Origin of the sequence: Sphingopyxis panaciterrae (assembly GCF_011762125.1) — a bacterium.
Lineage (GTDB): Bacteria > Pseudomonadota > Alphaproteobacteria > Sphingomonadales > Sphingomonadaceae > Sphingopyxis > Sphingopyxis panaciterrae.
Map to the genome: position 1 here is coordinate 111,260 of NZ_JAASQN010000003.1, position 22,813 is coordinate 134,072.

The 22,813-nt window shown below is 64.5% G+C and carries 27 protein-coding genes; 15 read left to right on the top strand and 12 right to left on the bottom strand.

Annotated features, from left to right (window positions below; all coding sequences use genetic code 11):
* Positions 1-297: 297 nt before the first annotated feature.
* Entirely contained in the window at positions 298-1,881 is a 1,584-nt protein-coding gene (locus FHR22_RS12400) for a sensor histidine kinase (protein ID WP_166943019.1), read from the bottom strand.
* The gene (locus tag FHR22_RS12405) at positions 1,874-2,584 is read right to left on the bottom strand and encodes a response regulator transcription factor (protein ID WP_166943022.1); all 711 of its coding nucleotides are present in this window, start codon (positions 2,582-2,584) and stop codon (positions 1,874-1,876) included. The genes FHR22_RS12400 and FHR22_RS12405 overlap by 8 nt, the downstream gene beginning before the upstream one ends.
* A gap of 276 nt (positions 2,585-2,860) precedes the next feature.
* Here FHR22_RS12405 and FHR22_RS12410 point away from each other — a divergent pair, with 276 nt between their 5' ends.
* The 3 genes from FHR22_RS12410 to FHR22_RS12420 are packed head-to-tail and all read left to right on the top strand — an operon-like array spanning position 2,861 to position 5,358.
* Positions 2,861-4,462, top strand: coding sequence for a phosphoenolpyruvate carboxykinase (locus tag FHR22_RS12410; RefSeq protein WP_166943025.1), 1,602 nt, complete (start codon positions 2,861-2,863; stop codon positions 4,460-4,462).
* A gap of 48 nt (positions 4,463-4,510) precedes the next feature.
* Entirely contained in the window at positions 4,511-4,963 is a 453-nt protein-coding gene (locus FHR22_RS12415) for a hypothetical protein (protein WP_166943029.1), read from the top strand.
* A gap of 38 nt (positions 4,964-5,001) precedes the next feature.
* Positions 5,002-5,358, top strand: coding sequence for a hypothetical protein (locus FHR22_RS12420; protein WP_166943032.1), 357 nt, complete (start codon positions 5,002-5,004; stop codon positions 5,356-5,358).
* A 15-nt stretch (positions 5,359-5,373) separates the two neighbouring features.
* On the opposite strand, the gene FHR22_RS12425 is transcribed toward FHR22_RS12420, so the two are convergent.
* From FHR22_RS12425 to FHR22_RS12435, 3 genes are all read right to left on the bottom strand, one after another.
* Positions 5,374-6,306, bottom strand: a complete 933-nt coding sequence (locus tag FHR22_RS12425) for a gliding motility protein GldB-related protein (RefSeq protein ID WP_166943035.1) — start codon at positions 6,304-6,306, stop codon at positions 5,374-5,376.
* Positions 6,303-8,156 carry a DUF885 family protein gene (locus FHR22_RS12430; RefSeq protein WP_166943038.1) on the bottom strand — a complete coding sequence of 618 codons (1,854 nt, stop codon included), beginning with the start codon at positions 8,154-8,156 and terminating at the stop codon, positions 6,303-6,305. The genes FHR22_RS12425 and FHR22_RS12430 overlap by 4 nt, the downstream gene beginning before the upstream one ends.
* Positions 8,157-8,282: 126 nt before the next feature.
* The gene (locus FHR22_RS12435) at positions 8,283-8,702 is read right to left on the bottom strand and encodes a DUF3597 domain-containing protein (protein ID WP_166943041.1); all 420 of its coding nucleotides are present in this window, start codon (positions 8,700-8,702) and stop codon (positions 8,283-8,285) included.
* 177 nt (positions 8,703-8,879) lie between these two features.
* Here FHR22_RS12435 and FHR22_RS12440 point away from each other — a divergent pair, with 177 nt between their 5' ends.
* Positions 8,880-9,461 (top strand): DUF937 domain-containing protein, encoded by a 582-nt coding sequence (locus tag FHR22_RS12440; protein ID WP_166943044.1) that lies wholly within the window; start codon positions 8,880-8,882, stop codon positions 9,459-9,461.
* Positions 9,462-9,646: 185 nt separating this feature from the next.
* On the opposite strand, the gene FHR22_RS12445 is transcribed toward FHR22_RS12440, so the two are convergent.
* The 3 genes from FHR22_RS12445 to rplU form a co-directional block, all read right to left on the bottom strand.
* On the bottom strand, positions 9,647-10,243 hold the full coding sequence (locus tag FHR22_RS12445) for a GNAT family N-acetyltransferase (RefSeq protein ID WP_166943047.1): 597 nt from the start codon (positions 10,241-10,243) through the stop codon (positions 9,647-9,649).
* A gap of 236 nt (positions 10,244-10,479) precedes the next feature.
* The gene (gene rpmA / locus FHR22_RS12450) at positions 10,480-10,749 is read right to left on the bottom strand and encodes a 50S ribosomal protein L27 (protein WP_166943052.1); all 270 of its coding nucleotides are present in this window, start codon (positions 10,747-10,749) and stop codon (positions 10,480-10,482) included.
* A gap of 48 nt (positions 10,750-10,797) precedes the next feature.
* A complete protein-coding gene (rplU, locus tag FHR22_RS12455; RefSeq protein ID WP_166943055.1) occupies positions 10,798-11,283 on the bottom strand; it encodes a 50S ribosomal protein L21 in 486 nt (161 codons plus the stop codon).
* Positions 11,284-11,511: 228 nt separating this feature from the next.
* Here rplU and FHR22_RS12460 point away from each other — a divergent pair, with 228 nt between their 5' ends.
* Positions 11,512-12,045, top strand: a complete 534-nt coding sequence (locus FHR22_RS12460; RefSeq protein ID WP_166943059.1) for a hypothetical protein — start codon at positions 11,512-11,514, stop codon at positions 12,043-12,045.
* Between the two features lie 119 nt (positions 12,046-12,164).
* Here FHR22_RS12460 and pspF read toward each other — a convergent pair whose 3' ends face one another.
* A complete protein-coding gene (gene pspF / locus FHR22_RS12465) occupies positions 12,165-13,193 on the bottom strand; it encodes a phage shock protein operon transcriptional activator (protein WP_166943064.1) in 1,029 nt (342 codons plus the stop codon).
* A gap of 178 nt (positions 13,194-13,371) precedes the next feature.
* On the opposite strand from pspF, the gene FHR22_RS22545 reads away from it, so the two are divergent.
* The 10 genes from FHR22_RS22545 (at position 13,372) to FHR22_RS12510 (ending at position 16,988) form a co-directional block, all read left to right on the top strand.
* Positions 13,372-13,503, top strand: coding sequence for a hypothetical protein (locus FHR22_RS22545; RefSeq protein ID WP_279588427.1), 132 nt, complete (start codon positions 13,372-13,374; stop codon positions 13,501-13,503).
* 104 nt (positions 13,504-13,607) lie between these two features.
* The gene (gene pspA, locus FHR22_RS12470) at positions 13,608-14,270 is read left to right on the top strand and encodes a phage shock protein PspA (protein ID WP_166943067.1); all 663 of its coding nucleotides are present in this window, start codon (positions 13,608-13,610) and stop codon (positions 14,268-14,270) included.
* 12 nt (positions 14,271-14,282) lie between these two features.
* Positions 14,283-14,558 carry an envelope stress response membrane protein PspB gene (gene pspB / locus FHR22_RS12475; protein ID WP_166943070.1) on the top strand — a complete coding sequence of 92 codons (276 nt, stop codon included), beginning with the start codon at positions 14,283-14,285 and terminating at the stop codon, positions 14,556-14,558.
* Between the two features lies 1 nt (position 14,559).
* Positions 14,560-14,937 (top strand): envelope stress response membrane protein PspC, encoded by a 378-nt coding sequence (gene pspC / locus FHR22_RS12480; RefSeq protein ID WP_166943074.1) that lies wholly within the window; start codon positions 14,560-14,562, stop codon positions 14,935-14,937.
* A gap of 60 nt (positions 14,938-14,997) precedes the next feature.
* Positions 14,998-15,297, top strand: a complete 300-nt coding sequence (locus FHR22_RS12485) for a hypothetical protein (protein WP_166943077.1) — start codon at positions 14,998-15,000, stop codon at positions 15,295-15,297.
* A gap of 11 nt (positions 15,298-15,308) precedes the next feature.
* Complete coding sequence (locus FHR22_RS12490) at positions 15,309-15,626, top strand: hypothetical protein (RefSeq protein WP_166943080.1); 318 nt, start codon at positions 15,309-15,311, stop codon at positions 15,624-15,626.
* 11 nt (positions 15,627-15,637) lie between these two features.
* A complete protein-coding gene (locus FHR22_RS12495) occupies positions 15,638-15,886 on the top strand; it encodes a hypothetical protein (protein WP_166943083.1) in 249 nt (82 codons plus the stop codon).
* 29 nt (positions 15,887-15,915) lie between these two features.
* Entirely contained in the window at positions 15,916-16,185 is a 270-nt protein-coding gene (locus FHR22_RS12500; RefSeq protein ID WP_166943087.1) for a hypothetical protein, read from the top strand.
* A 25-nt stretch (positions 16,186-16,210) separates the two neighbouring features.
* Positions 16,211-16,468 carry a hypothetical protein gene (locus tag FHR22_RS12505; RefSeq protein ID WP_166943090.1) on the top strand — a complete coding sequence of 86 codons (258 nt, stop codon included), beginning with the start codon at positions 16,211-16,213 and terminating at the stop codon, positions 16,466-16,468.
* A 109-nt stretch (positions 16,469-16,577) separates the two neighbouring features.
* Entirely contained in the window at positions 16,578-16,988 is a 411-nt protein-coding gene (locus FHR22_RS12510; RefSeq protein WP_166943093.1) for a SufE family protein, read from the top strand.
* Positions 16,989-17,262: 274 nt separating this feature from the next.
* Here FHR22_RS12510 and FHR22_RS12515 read toward each other — a convergent pair whose 3' ends face one another.
* The 3 genes from FHR22_RS12515 to clpP form a co-directional block, all read right to left on the bottom strand.
* A complete protein-coding gene (locus FHR22_RS12515; RefSeq protein WP_166943096.1) occupies positions 17,263-19,881 on the bottom strand; it encodes a TonB-dependent receptor in 2,619 nt (872 codons plus the stop codon).
* A 279-nt stretch (positions 19,882-20,160) separates the two neighbouring features.
* Positions 20,161-21,429, bottom strand: coding sequence for an ATP-dependent Clp protease ATP-binding subunit ClpX (clpX, locus tag FHR22_RS12520; RefSeq protein ID WP_166943100.1), 1,269 nt, complete (start codon positions 21,427-21,429; stop codon positions 20,161-20,163).
* A gap of 170 nt (positions 21,430-21,599) precedes the next feature.
* Positions 21,600-22,247, bottom strand: a complete 648-nt coding sequence (gene clpP, locus FHR22_RS12525; protein ID WP_166943104.1) for an ATP-dependent Clp endopeptidase proteolytic subunit ClpP — start codon at positions 22,245-22,247, stop codon at positions 21,600-21,602.
* Positions 22,248-22,813 lie beyond the last annotated feature (566 nt).

A 22,813-nucleotide genomic window follows, 5' to 3' on the forward strand; every position in this document is an offset into this window, starting at 1 on the left:
TTCGCCGCAAGGCGCGAAACCGCCATAGAGTCTGTCCTGAAGAGATTGAAGCGCCGTGACGGAGTCGATTTTGGCTCAGGGCAAGGAGCGAGGAGGGAGCCATGCGGAAGCATAGTGACCGACGAGGGACGCGGCCCTGGGCCAAAATCGGCCCGCCGCGAAGCGGTTGCCCTGTGAAGCCCGCCGGACTTCGTCGCGGCGCTGGCAGGGGCCACCAGCCCCTGCTGCACGCCGCTCCTCGCCGGCGGGCTTCACAGGGCAATCACGACGCTTCAATCTCTTCAGGACAGACTCTAACTATCCCGTTTCGGAATTTCCCTCGCGCGCGGGCAGGGTGATCAGCAGGCTGGCGCCGCGCTGGCCATCGTCGCGGTCGCGCGCCGCCACCGTCCCGCCATGCCCCTCGATGATCGTCCGCGCGATCGCGAGGCCGAGGCCGCTATGGCGTCCAAAGGCTTCGGGGCGCTCGCTGTGAAAGCGCCGGAAGATCGCCTCGCGTTGCGCGGGGTCGATGCCTGGGCCGTCGTCGTCGACGCGAACATGCACCTCGTCGCCCAGCCGTGTCGCGGCGATGCATACGAGGCCGCCGGGAGGCGAGAAGCTGATCGCATTGTCGATGACATTGTCGATTGCGCGTTCGAGCCGGTGACCGTCGCCCATCACCATCGCGGTGTCCTTGCGCGGGCGGGCAAAGGCGATGCGGGGCTTTTCGCTGTTCTGGTCCTGCCTGGCGGCACGGCCCGCCAGCATCGATTCGATCATGATCCCAACGTCGACCGGCTCGAACAGGGTGCGCGACAGCTGCGCGTCGACCCGGCTCGCCTCGCTGATGTCGTTCACCAGCCGGTCGAGCCGGCGCACATCCTCGTCAGCGATCGCGAGCAGCTGTTCGCGCTGCTCGTCGGTCTTGACGCGGCCGAGACCTTCGATGGCGGAGCGCACCGAGGCGATCGGATTCTTGAGCTCGTGGGTCACGTCGGCGGCGAAATGTTCGCCCGCGTCGATGCGCTCGCGCAGCGCCTGCGTCATGTCCGACAAAGCGCGTGCAAGCGTGCCGATTTCGTCGCGGCGGCTGGGCAGGCGCGGCACGACGACTTCGCGCGCGCGGCCCAGCCGGACGCGCACTGCGGCGCGCGCGAGCCTGCGCAGCGGGCGGACGATCGTGCGCGCGAGGAACAGCGAAAGCAGGACCGACGCGAGCAGCACGACCGCGACGACAATCGCGATCCGGAAGCGTTCGGCGCGCACCGTGCGCGTGATGTCGCGCGCGTTCAGCGTCATCAGCATCGTCTGCGGCGTGTCGAGCTCGACGATCCGCGCCGAACTGAGCAGCGGCGTGCGTTCGGGCGCGTAGCGGAAGCGGCTGGTTTCGAGCCCGCTGTGCTGCGTCTCGACGACCTCGGGCCATGCCGACGCGCGGTCGACCCCCGGCTCCTCGAATTCGGGATAGGAGGGGGCGCCGACGATCCAGTCGATGCCGCGGTCCATCGCGCGCGCCGCGTCGCGCTTCCACGGCTGCAGGTCGGGGTCGCGCAGCGTATAGGTCGGCGGTGCGGTACGGAAACTGTCGGACAGCAGGCGCCCGTCGGCGGCATAGAAGCGCAGCCGCGATTCGGTCGCACGGGTGAACTCGCCGATCAGCCGCTCGCGCTGGTCGGGGCGCGCCGCCTCGAGCGCCGCGTCGAGCATCTCGAGCTTGTCTTCCATCACGTCGATGCGCGTGTCGACGAGCCGCGACCGATAGGTGTCGAGATAGTAGAAGCCGCCCGCCAGCAGCGCGACCGCAAGGATGTTGACCGCGAGGATGCGAGCGGTCAGCGACCAGCGCGCCGACCAGACGAGCGGGGCCTCCTCCTGCTCCGCGGCGGAGGGCTTAGCCATCGTCGGCAAAGCGGTAACCCGCGCCATAAAGGGTGGCGATGGCGTCGAATTCGGGGTCGACCTCGCGGAACTTGCGGCGCAATCGCTTGATGTGACTGTCGATGGTCCGGTCGTCGATATAAACATCGTCCTGATAGGCGGCGTCCATCAGCTGGTTGCGGCTGCGCACGATGCCGGGGCGGCTGGCGAGCGTTTCGAGGATCAGGAATTCGGTGACCGTCAGCGTGACGTCCTTGCCGTCCCAGCTCACCTTGTGGCGCGCCGGGTCCATCTGCAGCCGTCCGCGCAGGATCGGGTCGGCGACGGGTTCGTCATCGTCGCTCGGCGTCGAGCGATTGAGTTCGACGCGGCGCAGGATTGCCCGGATGCGCGCGATGACCAGGCGCTGCGAGAACGGCTTGGCGATATAATCGTCGGCGCCCATCGCGAGGCCCAGCGCCTCGTCGATCTCATCGTCCTTGCTGGTCAGGAAGATGACCGGAAGCTGGCTCTTCTCGCGCAGGCGGCGCAGGAGTTCGAGCCCGTCCATGCGCGGCATCTTGACGTCGAAGACGGCCAGGTCGGGGGGATTGTCGATCAGCGGCTTCAGCGCCGCCTCGCCGTCCGAATAGACGCGTGTGACGAAGCCCTCGGCCTGGAGCGCGATCGACAGGGATTGCAGGATGTTGCGGTCGTCGTCGACCAGCGCGATGGTTGCCGTCATGCTCTTTCCATTGGGCGGACCGCAGCAATTAGCCGATCTGCCGCCCAGCGACAACTGCGACGAATGGCGTCGGTTCCATAGGCGTACGCTCGTCGCAAGGGCCGCCCGGCTCCGCTTTAATCTTTTGACCTCTTTGCCCATCCTCGCTAACGCGACCGGGATTTACGGAATCGGCGTCACGTCGGCACCCATTGCAAATGCGGGCCCAAGCCCTTCGGCTTGGCATGATATGCATACCTATGCAAAAGGGGTGCTGGACATGGGAAAGGCAAGACAATGACCAAGGTGGTGATCGGCAATCAAGCCGTGGAAACGGCGGCGGACGTCGCCGAGAACTGGGGCACGGCGCAACTGGTCGAAGATGCGGTCCGCCATGGCGAAGGCCTGCTCGCAAAGGACGGCCCGCTCGTCGTCGAAACCGGCAAGCACACGGGTCGCAGCGCCAAAGACAAGTTCATCGTCCAGGATGCCGAGACCGCCGACACCATCTGGTGGGGCAAGACCAATGTCGCGATGACCCCCGATCATTTCGCCGCGCTCAAGGCCGATTTCTTCACCTATCTCGCGGCACGTCCGCGTGTGTTCCGTCAGCAACTGTTCGGCGGTTCGCAGCCCGAGCATCGCGTCGCGGTGCAGGTGATCACCGAGCTTGCCTGGCACAGCCAGTTCATCCGCACGCTGCTCGTCCGCCCGACCGCGGACGAACTCGCGGCGTTCGCGGCCGAATATACGATTATCGACCTACCGAGCTTCCGCGCCGATCCCGCAAGGCACGGTACGCGCAGCGAAACGGTTGTTGCGGTCAATTTCTCCGAAAAACTCGTGCTGATCGGCGGCACGGCCTATGCGGGTGAGATGAAGAAGTCGGTGTTCGGCATCCTCAACTACCTGCTGCCGGTGGACGGCGTGATGCCGATGCATTGCTCGGCGAACATCGGCCCCAAGGGCGACACCGCGGTCTTCTTCGGCCTCAGCGGCACCGGCAAGACGACGCTGTCCGCCGACGCGTCGCGCACGCTGATCGGCGACGACGAACATGGCTGGTCGGACACCGCGGTCTTCAACTTCGAAGGCGGCTGCTACGCCAAGATGATCCGCCTCTCGCCTGAGGCCGAGCCCGAGATTTTCGCGACGACGAAGCGCTTCGGCACCGTGCTCGAAAATGTCGTGATCGATCCCGAAACGCGCGAGCTCGATTTCGACGACAACGGCCTCGCCGAAAACAGCCGCGGTTCGTATCCGATCGACTTCATTCCCAATGCGTCGACCGAGAATATGGGACCGGTGCCGCAGACGGTGATCATGCTGACCGCCGACGCCTATGGCGTGCTGCCCCCGATCGCGAAGCTGACCCCCGAACAGGCGATGTATCATTTCCTCTCGGGCTACACCGCGCGCGTTGCGGGGACCGAAATCGGGGTTACCGAGCCCGAGGCGACCTTCTCGACCTGTTTCGGCGCGCCGTTCATGCCGCGCCACCCGTCGGTCTACGGCAATCTGCTGAAAGAACGCATCGCCAAGGGCGGGGTCCAGTGCTGGCTCGTCAACACCGGCTGGACCGGCGGCATGGCGACGATGGACGGCATCGAACGCATGCCGATCAAGGCGACGCGCGCGCTGCTCAACGCGGCGCTCGACGGCAGCCTGAATGACGCTGAATTCCGCAAGGACCCGAACTTCGGTTTCGAATATCCGGTCGCGGTGCCCGGCGTCGACAGCGCGATCCTCGATCCCCGGAACGCATGGGCCGACAAGGCCGCCTATGACCGCACCGCGCAAACGCTCGTCGGCCAGTTCATCGACAATTTCGCGCAATTTGCGGACCATGTCGACGAAGGCGTCCGCCAAGCCGCACCGCAGGCCGCTGTCGCGGCATAGTTGACCCGGAACTCTTCCGGGTGCTTCTTCACCCGGAAGGACCGGACCATGACTGCCGATTTCACCCCGCGTCTGTTCGAGCGCGACGACGATATCCGCGCGATCGGCACCGGCCTGCTCGCGCGCGCCCTGCCGCGCGAGGCATGGACGCACGAGGCGCATCTGGGCGCCTGCCTCTGGCTCGTCAGCGAACGCCTCGACATCGACGTCGATGCGGAGATTGCGGGCATCATCAGCCGCTATAACGAGAGCGTCGGCGGCGTGAACGATGACACCCAGGGTTATCATGACGGCATCACTCGCGCCTATGTCGCCGGCGTGCGCCTGTTCCTCGCAGAAACGGCCGCGACCGGCCTGACAGAGCGCGTCAACGGCCTGCTGCTCTCGCCTATGGGCGCACGCGACTGGCCGCTGCGCTTCTACAGCCGCGACCTGCTCTTTTCGGCGCCCGCGCGGCAGGGATTTGTCATGCCGGACCTCGCGCCGTTCCCTTCGGCGTGATAGCGTTGCCCCGGCTTTGCCAAATAGGAGCGTATGACATGAGCATCTTGGACAATATTCTCGGCCAGATTTCGGGTAACGACACGGTGACCAACCTTGCGGCAAAGGTCGGCCTGTCGCCCGAGCATGTCGAATCGGCGATTGCGGCGCTCGCCAAGCAACATCCGATGCAGGGCGACACCGCCGAGGGCGCCGCGGCAGCGACCGGGCTGCCGCTCGAAAAGCTGCAGGAAATCGTCGGCCATATCGGCGGCGAAGGTTCGCTCGGCCGGTTCGCGACGATGCTCCAGCAGGACGGCGCTTCGGGCATCCTCGGCGCGCTCGACCGCGACGGCGACGGCAACCCGCTCAACGACCTTGGCGGCATCGCGGGATCGCTGTTCGGAAAGAAATAGGTGCGCGCGCCGGGGTTAGAGGGCTATCCCCGGCGTCCAGCCGCTTGCCGCGAGGAAGGCGGCCGGGTCCGTCATCTCGATGATTTCGCGCAGCGCCACCGCCTTGTCGGGCGCACGGTGGTAATAGCTTTTGACGATCCGATAACCGACCCAATAGCCAAGGTCGCCGGGCCAGCCATCGGTGCCTTGCTTGTTATAGAGCCAGCGCGACCCGATGGCTTTTTCGTCCTTCTCGGCAAGGAATGCGGTTTCCAATTCCTTCTCGCGTCCCTTGGCCCATTGGTGAAGCAGCGGATAGCCGACCGAACCGGACATCTGCTCGCCGATGAATTCGGCGACCCCTTCGCCCAGCGCGGCACGCAACACTTTTTCTTCGGGGTCCTCGACCTGCGCCAGCGGTTGCTGCGCATGGACATATTCATGGGCAATGACGTGAACAAAGCGGTCTTCGTCGTTGGCTTCAATGAATTTTGCGGCGCACAGGGCTTCGAGCCCGATGTAGAGACCCCCGGCATTCGCGGTCCCGGCGGTCGACGCGCGGCCGATCGCGATGGTGATCGGCGGAAACTTCGCTTGCGGATAAAGCGCGGCGAGCCTGTCGGTCGCGGCGATGAGGCGCGGGCGGATGCCGCCAAGCTTCGCCGCGCAGCCGCGCGCGTCGTCAAAGACCTGCCGCTTGTCGCGCAGGGCGGCGGCCAGCCGGTCGGGGGTGATCCGGCGCAGCGTCATGAACTCGGCGAGCCCCGGCGTCGGCTCGGCGAGGTAGCGTGCGGCGATGGCGCCCGGCTGCGCCGCGAGCGCCGGATCGTCGTACAGCGCGAAGAAGCGGCCGACGTCCGACGTCACGATCGCGACGCGGCCGCCTTCCTGTTCCTGTGCGTGAGTCGCCACCGCCGGAACGAGCAGCGCCGCGCCGAACGCCAGAAGCGCAGTGCAGCGACGCGTCACGCCTTCGCCCCGGCCTTCGCGATATAATCGTCGACATTCTTCGCGAGCACGTCGAGCGGCACATTGCCGCCGTCGACGACGACATTGTCGAAATCGCGCAGGTCGTATTTCGCGCCCAGCGCCGTCCGGGCACGGCCGCGCTGGCGGACGATCTCGCTGTGCCCGACCTTGTAGCCGCAGGCCTGCCCGACCCAGCTGCAATAGCGGTCGACTTCACTCGCGACCTCGAGCGGGTTCGAGCCATTTTCGCGCACGAAGAACTCGACCCCCTGCTCGCGCGTCCAGCGCTTGGCGTGAATGCCGGTGTCGACGACGAGGCGGCAGGCACGGAACGCCAGCGACTGAAGATAGCCGAGACGCCCGACCTCGAAATCATCGTACAGGCCGAGTTCGTCGGCGAGCTGCTCGGCATAGAGTCCCCAGCCTTCCGAATAGGCGTTGAACGCCAGCATCGTCCGGATCAGCGGCATCTTGTTCGCATATTCGCCCTGCCAGGCGTGGCCGGGAATCGCCTCGTGCATCGTCAGGTCGGGCAGCGAATATTTGCTGTGCAATTCGGTCGTGCGGAGGTTGATCCAGAAGCGGCCGGGGATGCTGCCATCGATCGACCCCGCGCCGCCATAGGCCGCAGGCGCCCCCGGCTCCTCGGCGAGCGGCAGTCGCTTCACCTCGACATTGCCCTTGACCAGCGTCCGGAAAGCGCGCGGCAACTCTGCGCGGATCTTGCCGAGCCAGGTCTGGATATAAGCGACGATCTCGGCGCGGCCGGCATCGTTGTCAGGAAATTTATAGCGCGGATCCTTGGCGAGCGCGTTCATCCGGTCGCCGACCGACCCTTGCGTGTAGCCGAGTTTCTTGAGGATCGGGTCCATGCGCCCATGCAACTCGGCGAGTTCGGCGCGGCCCATCATATGGACCTCGTCGGGGGTCATGCGTGTCGTCGTCGAGGCGCGTAGCGCCCAGGCGTAGAAGGCGTCGCCGCCGGGGCGCGCCCACATGCCCGCGTCCATCACCGCCTTCGGCCGCTGCGCCTTCAGTTCAGCAAGCTGGCGTTCGAGCGCGGTAGCGACCGGGCCTTGGACGATTTTCGCCGAGCGCGCGTTCCAGTCGCCCGCAATCTTCGCTTCGCCAGCGCGGCGGACCAGGCTTTCGACCATGCTGCCGCCTGCCTTGGCGTCGGCGAGGCTTGCTTCCATCTGCTTGACCGCCTTGTCGATCAGGAAGGCGGGGGCGATCAGCCCCTGCGCGCCCGCCGCCTTCAGCCGCTCCGTCTCCCCGTCGAGCGCGCCGGGAAAGGCATTGAGGCGCGACAGATAGGCTTCGGCGTCGGCGCTGGTCTTCACCGGATGGTCGCTGTCGAGGAACTTCGGCACGTCGAGGTAGGAACCGACATTCTGGATCACCACATAGGGCGTGTTGCGCCAGCCGCCGACCGCGACATCGCCATAGGGCTGGGCAAAGCCGTCGAGCGCGACGCCATAGGCGCTTTCGACCACCGCGAGGCTGGTGCGCGTCGCATGGTCGAGCCCCTCGGTCCTGAGCGCGCGGACTCGGGTGAGATCGGCTTTCAGGGTATCGGCCAGCGCCTTTTGCCCCGCGGCCGAGCGGTCGCCGAGGCGTCCGCGCATCGCGGCGCGATCGCCGGTATCGATGCCGAGCGCGGTCGCGCCCTCGGGCGAATGGGCGAGCAGATTGTCGGCCACCGATGTGAGCAGCTTTTGCGCGTCATTTTTCGGCGGCGCCGCGTCCAGCGCCAGCGCCGGGCCGCTCATCGCCCATCCCGCGGTGCCGGCGCCCAATGTCGCCAGCGTGCGGCGGCGGCTGACGGGGGTGGAAAGGCTGTCGTGCACGTGAGCGCTCCCTTGCGGCTTTGTTTCTGTTGAAACCTGTCTAGGCGCGGGAGCGTACCGGTCAACGAAAAGGGGTCGGGAGGGCCTTCGCCCTCCCGGCCCCCGTCGAAAATTATCGACCGTTTATCAGTCGGTCAGGTCGGCGGGCACCGTGCCGCCGTTCGCAGCGAGTTCGCGCATCACCGCCTTGTGCAGCCAGATGTTCATTTCGGCACTGCCGTTGAGTTCGCCCGTATAGCCGAGTTCCTGCGCCAGCTCCTTGCGGTTGTCGAGGCTGGGGTCGATGCCGACCAGTTTCATCAGGTCGACGATCGAGGTGCGCCAGTTGAGCGGCTGACCGGCATTGGCGGCCTGCGCCGACAGGATCGCCTCGACATCGACTTCGCTGATCTCAGCGGGGGCAGCCGGGACCGATGCCATCGCGCTTGTCGCTGCGTCGAGCGCCGCGCCGACCGACCCTGCGGCGGGGGCAGCGGGGGCGGCAGGCTCGGCCGCCTGTGCCTTCTTGCCGAAAATCGCGTCCTTGATTTTGCCGAAAATACTCATCGATTTGCTCCCACTTTGTAAGGCGGCCCACCCCGGACGGGGCGAGTCGAATGGCCGCAGGCTAAGACTATGCATCTGGAAATGACAGCCAAATGAACGGCTCGCCGTCCGCCCGCGCGCTGCTATAGTAACGCGGCTTGGCGCGGTTCGATCCGCGCCGGAAGCGGGAGAAAACAGATGAACCTCACCGACATATTACAGCAGGCCGGCGGCATCGAATCGATGGCGAGCGAGCTTGGCGTGCCGCCCGCGATGGCGAAGCAGGGCGCCGAAGCGCTCCTCCCCGCGATCCTCGGCGGTTTCAAGAAACAGGCGCAATCGGGCGGAATCGAAGGCTTGGGCGGCTTGCTCGGCCAGCTTGGCGGCGGCGGCCTGCTCGACTCGGTGCTGGGGTCGGGGCCGACCCCGGTCGGTCAGGGCAATGATGTGCTCGGGCAGATTTTCGGGTCGAAAGATGTCAGCCGGACGGTTGCCGGGCAGGCGGCGGAGCAGACCGGGCTCGATTCGGGGCTGCTCAAGCAGATGCTGCCGATGCTCGCGATGATGGTCGCCGGCTATATGGCAAAGCAAGGCGGCCAGTCGCAGGGCGGCGGTGGCGGTCTCGGCGATCTGATCGGTAATGTGCTCGGCGGATCGGTCGGCGGCGGCGCGGCTCCGTCGGCGGGTGGCTTGGGCGGATTGGGCAAGATGCTCGACATGGATGGCGACGGCAACCCGCTCGACGACATCATGGGCATGGTGAACAAGATGCGGGGGTAGGATGCGAGCGATCCGGGCGCTGGTTAATGGCTGGTTTCGCCCGAAAACGGCCGCGCTGCGTTTTTTCTCGTCGTCATCCCGGGCTTGACCCGGGATCCCGCTTTTTTGAAGTCATCTGCTGTTTTCGAGAGTAAGCGGGACCCCGGATCAAGTCCGGGGTGACGAGAAGGGGGAACGGCGCCGCATCAAGCGGCCATCAGCCTGATATCTTCGCGAAAATCTTCTTCGATCGTGATGCGGCCGCGCATGGGGATGACGGCATTGCTGCCGTCACCATCGCCTTCCTCGAACAGCGCGCACGCCGCCTCGCCGCCGCGCGCGAGGCTATAGCGCTGTGCGATGCGGCCGGTGGGCCGGAAGCCGAGCTTGCGCAGCACCGCGCCCGACGCCGGATTGTCGACGAAGTGCCCGGCGCCGAGCTTCGGCAGGCTCATCGCGCGGGCGATGCGCAGGAGTTGCCGTCCGGCTTCGGTGGCAAAGCCCAGGCCCCAATAGGGGCGGGCGATCCAATAGCCCATTTCGAGCGGACCCTCAGGACTCGGCGAAATGCCGCAGCCGCCGACGAGGCGCGGCGCGCCGCCGGTGCGGGCAAAGATCAGGAAACGCGGCTGCGACGGGTCGACGGGCTGGCTGAGGAATGCCTGCGCTTCTTCTTCGCCATAGGGCCAAGGGGCGCGTGCGAGGTTGCGGACCACGGCTTCTTCGCCAATCGCCCGCGTCAGCGCCGGGGCATCTTCCTGCCAGCCGGGCCGCAGCAACAGTCTTTCGGTACGCGCGAACATGTTATCACTCCCAATTGCCTGTCGCCGTGGCGCCAGATGGTGACGCTTTGACGACAATCGATAGCGAGGGAGACGGATGGCCCTGTTTTCGCGCCTGCCTGCCAAGCGGCAGAAATCAGACAAGAAAAAAGGGAGTACGGGGGTGACCCGTCTCCCTCTTTTCGAACCTTGTTTCCGCTTTGTGGCGGAAAGGACAGCTCCGGGTCATCCCTGGTGGACGACCCTGACAGATCGTCCTATTCTGCGGCTTCCGCCATGGCGTCGACCGACACATATTTGCGGCCAAGCTTGCCATCGTGGAATCGGACGCGGCCTTCGGCGGTGGCGAACAGCGTGTGGTCCTTGCCGATGCCGACATTGACGCCCGGATAGACGCGCGTGCCGCGCTGGCGCACGATAATGTTGCCGCCGATCACTTCCTGACCGCCGAACTTCTTCACGCCAAGGCGACGGCCGGCTGAGTCGCGACCGTTGCGCGATGAACCGCCTGCTTTCTTATGTGCCATGACTGATGCTCCTTAATTCGTACGAGGGGCCGAGCCGCGTTGCCGCGCTCAGGCTTCCTTCTTGGGGGCTGCCTTCTTGGCAGCGGGCTTCTTTTCGGCGGTTTCGGCCTTGGGGGCTTCTGCCTTCGGGGCGGCCTTCTTGGCGGCTTCCGGAGCCGGCGCAGCGGCCTTGGTTTCGGCGGCCGGAGCGGCCTCTGCCTTCGCGGCGGCTTCCTTCTTCGGCGCGGCCTTCTTGGCATCGCCGACGGCGAGGATGCGCAGCAGCGTCAGCGACTGGCGATGGCCGTTGCGGCGGCGATAATTGTGCCGGCGGCGCTTCTTGAAAACGATGACCTTTTCGCCGCGCGTCTGGGCGATGATCTCGGCCGAAACGACGAGGCCGTCGGCGCTCTTCACTTCGCCGCCGTCACCGGCCAGCAGGATGTCGCCCAGCGACACGGTGTCGCCAGCTTCGCCGTCGATCTTTTCAACGGCGATCTTGTCTCCGGCGGCGACGCGATACTGCTTGCCGCCCGTGCGCACGATTGCGAACATGGTCTTCCATCCAATCAAAATCTATTGTCACCCGCGCTACCATCCACCCGCCAAAGCAGGCGATTTTTCCGGCATGCGGGAAAGTCAGCGCCACTAACGTCACAGGCCGTTGCTGTCAACCGCATATTTCCGCGCTTTTCGCGCTTTTTCGGCGGACAGTGCGGGCGTGCCGCGTCCTATCCGATTCGGTCTTGCTGCGCCGCGCCGCCGCTCATATCAGGGTCGACGATGAAGCGCCCCCTTCTTTCGATCCCGCTGGCCCTCCCGCTGGCCCTTGCCGTTCCGCTGCTGTTGCCGGCGGGTGTTGCCGCGAAGGAAACGCAGGCGCCATCGCTCGCCAAGCGGCCGATCGAGGGACGCTTCGACGTCGCGCCGCCGCCGGTCGCGGTGACGCCGCCCGGACCGCTGCCCGCCGATCTCGCCGGCCGGCTCGCGCGCTGGGAAAGCGATGCGGCGAGCGGGCAGCAGGCATTTGCTGCCGAGCGCAATGCGACCGCGGCGCTCGTTTCGGCGGCCGCCGGGGCGCCGGTGTCGAGCGAACCCTGGGTGGTCGCGCAACAGGCGATCTCGCGGCTGACCGCGGCGCGCGCCCCGCTCACCGGCGCGCTCGCCGACATCGACCGCCTCTATGTCGAGCGCAGCGTCGACGAGGCGATCGACGGTCTTCCCGACATCTATGCGCTGCGCGACCGCATCGCCGAACTGGCGTCGGGGCAGGATGCGATTCTCGAGGCGCTGAACGCGCAGCTTCCGGGGCAGTAAACGGCCAGCCAATGCATATCCGTCGCCCCCGCGCAGGCGGGGGCCGCTATCGGCCTCACGTTGCCATGTCTTGTAAAACGCCAGCGGCCCCCGCCTGCGCGGGGGCAACGGATATACTGCTATTGATTCAACCCATGCTTCTTCAGCGCGTGGCGAATCTGGTCATAACTCAGCCCCAGCGATTCGGCCGCGACCTTCTGATTATACCGGCAGCGGGCCATGGTGTCGGCCAGGATCTGCTTTTCATAAGCGTCGACCGCGCCGCGCAGGTCGCTGACCGCACCCGAAGGTGCGGCGGCGGGCGGCGCTGCCTCGGCCGCCGCGGCCGGATTCGCGGCCTCGGCGGTCTTCGCCGCCGGTCGATGAACCGGTTGCCAGGGGCTGGCGAACGGGTCGAAGCTCAGCGCGTCGACCGGCCGTTCGGGATCGTGCCAGCGATAGATCGCCCGCTCGATGACATTCCTGAGTTCGCGGACATTGCCCGGCCAGTCGTGCCCCTCCATCTGCGCGAGGGCGCGCGGGCCGAAGCCCGGCCATTCCTCCCAGCCGACGACCGCCGCCATGCGCTGGCCGAAATAGGTCGCGAGCACCTCGATGTCGCCTTCGCGGGCGCGCAAGGGGGGCAGGGTGATGACCTCGAACGACAGCCGGTCGAGCAGGTCGGCGCGAAAGCGGTTCTCGTCGACCAGCGCGGGCAGATGCTCGTTGGTCGCCGCAACGATGCGCACGTCGACACGAATCGGACGCGACGAGCCGACGCGCGTCACCTCGCCATATTCGACCGCGCGCAGCAGCCGCTCCTGCGCGCCCATCGACATTGTCGCGAGTTCGTCGAGGAACAGGGTGCCGCCGTCGGCCTCCTCGAAGCGCCCGGCGCGCGTGCGCGTCGCGCCGGTGAAGGCGCCCGCCTCGTGCCCGAACAGTTCGGATTCGATCAGCGTCTCGGGCATCGCGGCGCAGTTCATGATCACATAGGGACGATCCCACCGCGCCGACAGCCGGTGCAGGCGTTCGGCGATCAACTCCTTGCCCGTCCCGCGCTCGCCGATCACCAGCACCGGCCGGTCGAGCGTTGCCGCCTGGCTTGCGCGCTCGACCGCATCCTGGAAAGCTGCGGATTGGCCGATGAACTGCGTTTCGCGCTCCATTCCCAATCATTGGCAAAATTTCCCGTTGATTGGCAAGAGAAATTCGCTGGTGAGGCCGTTTCAGTGTGAAGTTACGCAGATTTTCGGGGTTTCGGAAAATTGGCATACCCCCTGCATAGTATCAGACGAACCGGCGCACTGGTGCCGGTGCAGCGAAAACAAAAGGAAGATCGAAGCCATGAAGACGATGTTTGCCCAAGCCGCCACCTTCGCGCTCAGCGCGGTCGCAGCGCTGGCCATCCTCGTCGGCGTGATCGATCAGCCGCAAGTCGCCGTTGCTACAACCCCGGCGGTCAGCTTTACGGCATGACCGGCACTGGTGCCGGGGCACTCACCCCCTTGCCCCGCCCCGGCACCAGCATTTTTCACGAGAACAATATTCAAGGTCTCAAGATTTTCGACAGGAGTTTCCCAATGGGTATTTTTTCACGCACCCGCGACATCATCGCCGCCAATGTCACCGACCTGCTCGACCGGGCCGAAGACCCCGAAAAGATGATCCGCCAGATCATCTTCGAGATGAACGAAACGCTCGTCGAAGTCCGCGCCTCCGCTGCCCGCACGATCGCGGACCAGAAGGAAATGCGCCGCCATATCGCCAAGCTTGAAAGCCTGCAGGACAGCTGGAAGGAAAAGGCCGAACTGGCGCTGTCGAAGGACCGCGAAGACCTTGCCACCTCGGCGCTCGTCGAAAAGCAGAAGGCCGGCGACATGGCTGACAAGCTGAAGGCCGAGATTGCCGTCCTCGACGACGCGCTGACCGGCTATGAAGCCGATATTGCCAAGCTGCAGAAGAAGCTTTCGGAAGCCCGCGCGCGCCAGTCGAGCGTCGTCAATCGCCTCGAAAGCGCCGAGAACCGCTATCGCCTGCGCGAGATGACCAACGGCGACCGGGTCGAAGACGCCTTCTCGCGCTTCGAGATTCTCGAGCGCCGCGTCGACGAAGCCGAAGGCCGCGCCGATGCGCTGGGCCTCGGCTATAAAAAGTCGCTCGATGAAGAGATCGCCGAACTGCAGGCGGCCGACAAGGTCGCCGACGAACTGGCCGCGCTGAAGGCCGCGCAGGGCAAGAATTAAGGAGCCCGACCGATGGAAGATATCATCGTTCCCATCGTCGTCGTTCCCGCCATCTTCCTTGGCTTGCCCTGGCTCATCCTCCACTATGTGACGAAGTGGAAGCAGGCCAAGACGCTGACCGGCGAGGATGAGCAACTGCTCGACGAACTTTACGATACGGCCCGGAGGCTCGAGAATCGTCTCCATACCGTGGAACGCATCATCAGCGCCGACCATCCCGACTTCCGCCCCGCGGTTCGCAGTGATGAAGATCTGGCGCAGCTTGAAAATATGAGCAGGAGGAACTGAGATGTCGGCCAGCCGCACCAAATTCTATCTCGACAAACAGAATGCGAAATGGCTGGGCGTCTGTTCGGGACTTGCCGATTACATGGGGATTGACGTCCTGTGGATCCGCGTCGGCATGGTTCTCGGCACGCTGATGGGCTCGGGCTTTCCGTTTCTGGCCTATATCGTGATCGGGATGATGGGGACGCCGAAGCCCTTTGCGCTCTACGGCTCGAACGAGGAAGCGAAGTTCTGGCAGGGCGTCCGCTCGAACCCCAGCGCGTCGACCCGGGACATCCGCTCGCGCTTCCGCGACATCGATCGCCGGCTCGCCGACATCGAACTCTATTACACGAGCCACAACCGCCGGCTCGCCGACGAAATCGACGCTCTCCGGTAATCGGCCGGTAATCGGGACGCGGACCGGCAACGAAGATAGACGGCAACAGGGAGACAAATCATGAGCTGGGGTGGCCCCACCTTCGTCATCGCGATCATCGCATTGTCAATCGGCGGCTGGATGTTCACGACCTGGATCCGTGCCAAGCATGGCTATCCGATCGAGAATGAATGGGGTGGCACGGTTCATCGAACCGACCCCGACGCTGATCGAAAAATCAAGCTGCTCGCCGACGACAATGCCAAGCTCGCCAGCCAGATTGGCCGGCTCGAAGAACGGATTGCGGTGCTCGAACGCATCGCGACCGAAACCAACGGACAGGCCGCGCAGCTCGCCGACCAGATCGACCGCTTGCGCTAAAAGGAAATATCATGAACCTCGACGTCCTCAGTGCCCTTGCTCCCGTCGTCGCCATCCTCGGCGTTGTCGGGATCGGCGGCTGGATTTTCACCACCTGGCTGCGCATCAAGAACGGCTATCCGCTCGAAAACAGCTGGGGCAAGGCGGTCTATCCCAAGACCAGCGACGAGGCGATGGAACGCGTCAAGCTGATCAGCCAGGAAAACGCCCAGCTGCGTGCCGAACTCGGTTCGGTGAAGGACCGCCTGGCGGTGGTCGAACGCATCGTCACCGACGAAGGCCACCGGCTGAGCCATGAGATCGAGGCGCTGCGGCGCCCCTCGAATTGAGGAGATAGGCCATGGATGACACCATCTGGATTCTTGTGCCGCTCGCGCCCTTTCTGCTGGCCGGCTTCATCTTCTGGTCGAAGCATCAGCAGAAGATGATCGAGGCGCAGGCCGCGCTGACCGCCGAAAAGGCGGCCCAATATGCGGCGGCGAGCGAGCGGCTCGAAGCACGCGTCCGCGTCCTCGAACGCATCGCGACCGATCGCGGGGTCGACGTCGCCGAAGAGATTGAAAAGCTGCGCGACACGCCGCTGAACTGACAACGATAAGACGGAAAGGATCTTTCCCCATGAATCCCTTTGAGATGGTCATCGGTATCGTCCTCATCGTGACGATCGGCAGCATCATCCGGGCGAAATATGGCGTGCGCCGCGACCATCGCGGGCAGGAATATTTCACCGGCAACCCAAATCAGGATGCCGAGACCAAGGCGCTGCAGACCGAAATCCGCGCGCTCAAGGAACGGATCCAGGTCCTCGAACGCATCGCCACCGACCACAATCGCGCCGCCACGCTCGACGAAGAGATCGAACGGCTGCGCGATCGTTCACTCCCCTGACCCGTGACGAAGAAGGAGCCGACCCATGGCCGCCATCATCGCTTCCGAACTCAGTGCCACCCTGCTCGCCGCGACCATCGCATTGAGCGCGCTCACGATCATCAGCCTCGTCGCGCTGCGCGGCTGGCGTGACTGGATCGCGCTGAAGCGCGACGAACTCGCCGCGGGCCACAGCGTAGCGCAGGATCCCGCGGTCCCGCATGCCGGATCGCGGATCGAGATCGCCGATCTCAAGGAACGGCTGCGCAAGCTCGAAGCCATCGCGGCGGGCGTCGACCTGTAACGGTCGCCCCGCACCGATCCGCGCCGCCCCCATCCCTTGCGGGGCGGCGCGGGCACGAAACCGCCGCAGCCTCTTTCGCGCGGCGTGCAAATCTGCCACTGGCACAGCGATGCGCAGCCTTTCCGACATTTTCGACGAATATGATTTTCTCGACGGCGACGATCGCTATCGCCTGCTGATCGAACTGGGGCGCGAGCTCGAACCGATGCCCGATGCGCTCAAGACCGACGCGACGCTGGTGCGCGGCTGCAGTGCCAGCGTCTGGGTCTATCCGGTGCCCGAGGCCGATGGCCGTCTCCATTTCCTCGCCGACAGCAACGCCGCGATCACCAAGGGCATCGTCGCGCTCGTCCTCGCTGCGGTGCAGGACAAGCCGGCCGCCGATGTGGCGGCCATGGACGTCACCGCCGCGCTCGCGCCCTTCGACCTGACGCGCCAGCTGTCGTCGAACCGCACGCAGGGCGTCCCCAACATGATCGCATTGGTCCAGGATACCGCGCGGCGCATCGCCGCCGGTTGATCCTATCGCAGCCGGAGTTATGGCGGTTTTGGGGTGGGGAGCGGGCGTCGCTTTCTACAGCTTCGTCATCCCGGGCTTGACCCGGGATCCCGCTTTTTTTTGAGGGCGCCGACGGTTTTCGAGGTCAAGCGGGACCCCGGATCAAGTCCGGGCTGACGATGGACGGGACGGCAACTCTCGGCCGATATCAGCCATTCCTTCATGCGCCATGACTGCAAAGAAAAGGGCGCGGGAGTTTCCTCCCGCGCCCCGTCTTCGCTTGCGATCGGACGGCTTAGAAGCCGATGACGAACGAGGCGCTGATCGCGCGCGGCGAACCGAAGTTCACGAACGCGCCGCTCGCGCTCGCCAGCCCGTCGAGGCTGCCGCTGAACGAGCCGACATAGAATTTGTCGAACAGGTTGCTGACGTTCAACTGAAGGTAGGAATGTTCGAGGCCAGCACTCGCGAGCGAGTAGCGGAGGTCGATATCGACGACGGTGTAGCCTTTGAACTTGGCGCCCGGGGCGATCAGCACCGTCTCGCCCTTGCTGTTAACGGCCGTCCCGACGACACCATTGATGTCGTTCATAAAGCGCGAACCGGTGTATTTGGCCTGGACGCCCAGTGTGAAGCCGCCAAAATTACCTTCCGCGCGCCCGCCGAACAGGAATTCGGGCGCGTTGCGCTCGCGCTTGCCGCCGGTGCGAAGATAGGCAACGCCGTCCTGGATGTAGCAGAGGCCGGCGAGTTCGATGTCGCTGTCGTCCTTGCACGAGCCGGTCACCGCATCGCGCTCGATCTTCGACTTCAGGTACGAACCGAAGACGTAGAGCGAGATGGCATCGACCGGCTGGTAGGCGATGCTCGCATCGATGCCATATTTCTCGACCGGGCCGAGGTTGGTGTCGGTGCCGTTGCCGTCGATGTCATAGGAGGTGACGAGGCGGTTGCTGTATTTCGAATACCAGCCGGTCAGCGCCGCCTGGATCTTCGAGGTCTGGTAGCGGAAGCCGGCGTCGAAGCTGTTCGAGGTTTCCGCCTTGCGCTCCGACGAAATATCGTCGGCCGGGAAGAAGAAGGCGCTGTACAGCGAGTCGGTGCTCGGAACCGACAGGTTCTTCGTATAGCTCGCCGCAAAGCTGAGGTCGGGGGTGATCTTGTAGACCGCGCCGACGTTCGGCAGCAGCTTGTCATATTTCAGCGTGCGCTTCTGCGGCAAGGCGGCGCCCGAAGGTTTGCCGGTAGTGTCGTTGAAGGCATAGGGGAAGACCGTCTGATATTCGGCGATCTGATCGGCCGGGGCGCATTCGACGAAGGCGCCCGAGCTGCCGCCCGTGCTCGACGTGAAGCAATAATTGTTGAGGTCGCGCTTGAAGAAGGGCGCCCGCAGGCCCAGCTGCACGATCAGTTTTTCTTCGAAGAATTCGCCGCGATATTCGCCCGCGACCTGGTGCAGCGTCGCGAACGACAGGCGGTCGCGCTTTTGCAGGACGTTGCCATCGACGTCGGTGACCGGATCGTTGATCGGGAACACATCGACCGGTTCGCCGTTCGCGGACAGGAAGCCGGCCGAGCCGGTCTGGCGGTGGCGCGCGCGGTCATAGCTGTACGACAGGCGGACACGGTTCGTGTCGTTGATGTCATAGACGAGGTTCGCGATCGCGACCCAGCGGTTGGTGTTGGTCTGGCTGGGCGACAGCAGGGTCACCTTGCCGAGAATGCCGTCACCGTTGAGATCGCGGCCGAAGTAGAAGGCGCCGCCATAGTTGCCGGTGCCGGTGAAGGTCAGGCCATTGGCGTTGTTCTTCTTGGTGAAGAAGCCTTCATTGGCAAAGGTCGTGCCGCCGCCATTCGCCTTGACGGTCTGCCAGGCGCCATCGAACGAGAGCGTCAGGCGGTCGGTCAGCGTGAAGCGCGACTGCCAGCGGACGTTGCCGGTGTTCGAGGGATTGTAGCGACGCTCGAATTCGGTGCCGCAGTTATTGGGCTGGGTCGGGTCATTGTTGAGATACCCAATTTCACAAGGAAAACCGCCGCCCTTGGTGGGATCACCGATGTCGTAGAAACGGCCGTCCTTTTCGCCGGTGATCGCGTTGGCGCGTAGCGGCGAACCGCCGAAATTGTTGCGGTTCTCGTTATAGTGGCCAGCGATCGCGATGAAATCGCCATTGTCGCCGATCGGCTGATAGATTTTGCCGTTATACTGTTGCTTGCGGACCTTGCCGTAGTTGGCGAACGCCGCGACGTTGTTGGTCGTCGAGGCCGAGAACCAGGCTCGCGTGCCCCACGGGGTCAGATTGCCGGTCTGGAGCAGGCCGAAGACGCGGTAATAAGGGCGGTCGCCGGCGCCGTTGGCGATGATGTTGCCGTAGGATGCGCTCATCATCCCGCTCAGCTCTTCGCTCGGGATCAGCGTGTTGATGTTGACGGTGCCGCCGACCGCGGCGGCGGTCGGGCTGTCGACGTCGGTCGAACCCAGGTTGACGTTGATCGTCTCGACCAGTTCGGGATCGACCTGCTGGTTGGTATAGATAGCGTAGTTGCCCGAATCGTTGAGCGGGATGCCGTCGAAGGTCTGCGAGATACGCGACGAATCGAAACCGCGGATGGTGAAGTTGCCGCCGCTCGAACCCCAGGGATCGTTGTTGGTGAAGCTGACCCCGGGAACGAGGTTGATGATTTCGTTGATCGACTGGCCGGGGCGCTGGTGCTGGATCAGTTCGGATCCGATGACCACCTTCGCCTTGGGCGAATCGGGAATCTTGATGCCGGCGACGTCTTGCGAGGTCGTGCCCGTGACGACGATTTCGTCGAAGTCGGACGAACCGGTCGACTGGGCAAAGGCGGGGAAGGAAAGCAGCGCGACCGGAAGCAGCGCGACGCTTGCGGCAAGCGTGTAACGGAATTTCATCTCTGGATGTCCCTTAATTGATGCATAGGGCAAGCGCGCAAATTGGGGGGTGCGCTTCACCTGTCCGCGCCCCTGAAGGGTCGATGTGGCAGACTTGTTACAGCCATTCGGGACGACGGCAGGATCGCGCCGCGGAGAAGCGGCGGGGCGCGTCGGAAAAGCGCGAATTTTCGTTTCGCGCTGCGCCTCAGGCGCAAACGCGATTGCGTTTTTTCCCGCTACTGTTGCTGCAATGCAACATGGTCGCGGCGGCGCGCCGGGCGCGCGCCGCGAGTCGTGTCAGGCGGCGTCGCCGGCTTCCTTCGCCTTGTCGGCATAGACGCGCACAGGGTCCTTGCGGCCCTCGACGACATCCTTGTCGACGACGATCTCGACCACGTCGGTGAGGTCGGGCAGGTCGAACATCGTGTCGAGCAGGATCGCCTCGACGATCGAGCGCAGCCCGCGCGCGCCGGTCTTGCGTTCGATCGCCTTCTTGGCGACCGCGACGAGCGCGTCGTCGGTGAAGGTCAGCGCGACCTCCTCCAGATCGAACAATTTCTTATATTGTTTGACCAGCGCATTCTTGGGTTCGCCCAGAATCTTGACCAGCGCATCGACGTCGAGATCCTCGAGCGTCGCGATGACGGGCAGGCGGCCGACGAATTCGGGGATCAGGCCGAACTTCAGCAAATCCTCGGGCTCGATCTGCTTCAGCATCTCGCCGGCGCGGCGTTCGTCGGGGCCGGCGACATGCGCACCGAAGCCGATCGACTTGCCCTGCAGGCGGTTGCCGATGATCTTTTCGAGGCCGCTGAACGCGCCGCCCGCGATGAACAGGATGTTCGTCGTGTCGACCTGCAGGAATTCTTGCTGCGGATGCTTGCGGCCGCCCTGCGGCGGAACGCTCGCGGTCGTGCCTTCCATCAGCTTGAGCAACGCCTGCTGGACGCCTTCGCCCGACACGTCACGCGTGATCGAGGGATTTTCGGCCTTGCGGCTGATCTTGTCGATTTCGTCGATATAGACGATGCCGCGCTGCGCCTTTTCGACGTTGTAGTCGCTGGCCTGCAACAGCTTCAGGATGATATTCTCGACATCCTCGCCGACATAGCCGGCTTCGGTCAGCGTCGTCGCGTCGGCCATGGTGAAGGGCACGTCGAGGAAGCGTGCGAGCGTCTGCGCGAGGAGGGTCTTGCCGCTGCCGGTCGGGCCGACGAGCAGGATGTTCGACTTCGCCAGTTCGACGTCGTCGCCGCGGCCCGAATTGGCGAGGCGCTTGTAATGATTGTGCACCGCGACCGACAGCACGCGCTTGGCGGTGTTCTGACCGATCACATAAGCGTCGAGATGCTGGCAGATTTCCAGCGGCGTCGGCACCGCGCCGTCCTTGCGCGCGGCGATCCCGCCCTTGATCTCTTCGCGGATGATGTCGTTGCACAGTTCGACGCATTCGTCGCAGATGAACACGGTCGGCCCGGCAATCAGCTTGCGGACTTCGTGCTGCGATTTGCCGCAGAAGGAGCAGTAAAGGGTGCTCTTGCTGTCCGAGCCACTCAATTTCGTCATAAAACTTCCTATGGCGGGCGCCAAAAGGGCACGGCCGCCTTTATCCTAACCCGCCGCCACCCGATTACAATATGGCAATTGGGTGACATCGGGACAATGTCCCGCCTAGCGCCAGGCGGCAAAGCGCGCGTCAAGAAACGCGGTTACCGCCCGGTTGCCAGGCCGGATGGTCAGGGCGTCGGGCCCTCGCTCACCTCGGCCGTTTCGTCGCCGGGCAGGCCGGGGCGGCGGTCGAACACCTGATCGACGAGGCCGAATTCCTTGGCTTCTTCGGCTTCGAGGAAGGTGTCGCGGTCCATTGCCTTTTCAATATCTTTCAACGGCTTGCCGGTATATTTCACATACAGGTCGTTCATCCGCTTGCGGATGCGCAGGATTTCGCGGGCCTGGATTTCGATATCCGACGCCATACCGCGCGCGCCGCCCGAGGGCTGGTGGATCATGACGCGGGCGTTCGACAGCGCGACGCGCATGCCGGGCTCGCCTGCCGCGAGCAGGAAGCTGCCCATCGATGCGGCCTGGCCGATGCATACCGTGCCGACGCGCGGGCGGATATATTGCATCGTGTCGTGGATCGCCATGCCCGCCGTGACGACGCCGCCCGGCGAGTTGATGTACATATAAATGTCCTTCTTCGGATTTTCCGATTCGAGGAACAAAAGCTGGGCGACGATCAGCGAGGCCATATTGTCCTCGACCTCGCCGGTGACGAAGACGATCCGTTCGCGCAGCAGACGCGAGAAAATGTCGAAGCTGCGTTCGCCGCGGCTCGTCTGCTCGACGACGACGGGAACAAGGGCGGCGAGCGGGTCGATCATTGGAATTTCGTCCTTCATTATTGGAGCGCCGCGCCGAGAACCGGCGGGCTCGCCCCTCCGTCGCCCTACATCGGCGGCAAGGCGAAGGGTTTCAAGAGGGCAAATCGGCCAGCGCGGTCCCGAAGTCGGATCATCATTGCCGCTTCGACAGTAGCAGTCGGCAGTAGCGGGGCGCGGCCGAAGGACTCGCGCAATTTTATTCCGAAGGTCACGCCAAAGGTCACAAAGGTCACGGCACCTCCCCTCTCTGTTCGGCCCCTGGGAGCGGGAAATGCGGCATCGCTCAAGGGTGATGGAGAGTGGTTCATACGGTCCATGGCAAAGGGGCTAGCATGGCGGAATAATGTAGGAAAGGGATGCGGTTTCGGCTTTGGAGCCAGGCAGAGTCGCCGTCCCCAACATTTGTCATTCCCGCGAAAGCGGGAACCCAGGGATGGGCCAACTAACGGACGCTCTGGGTTCCGGCTTTCGCGGGAATGACGAAGTTTATAAGGGGCTACGGCAACAATTGGCCGCTTCCTGCCTCTCACTTCGTCATCCGCGGAGGAGACCCGTGGCTCTTCCGC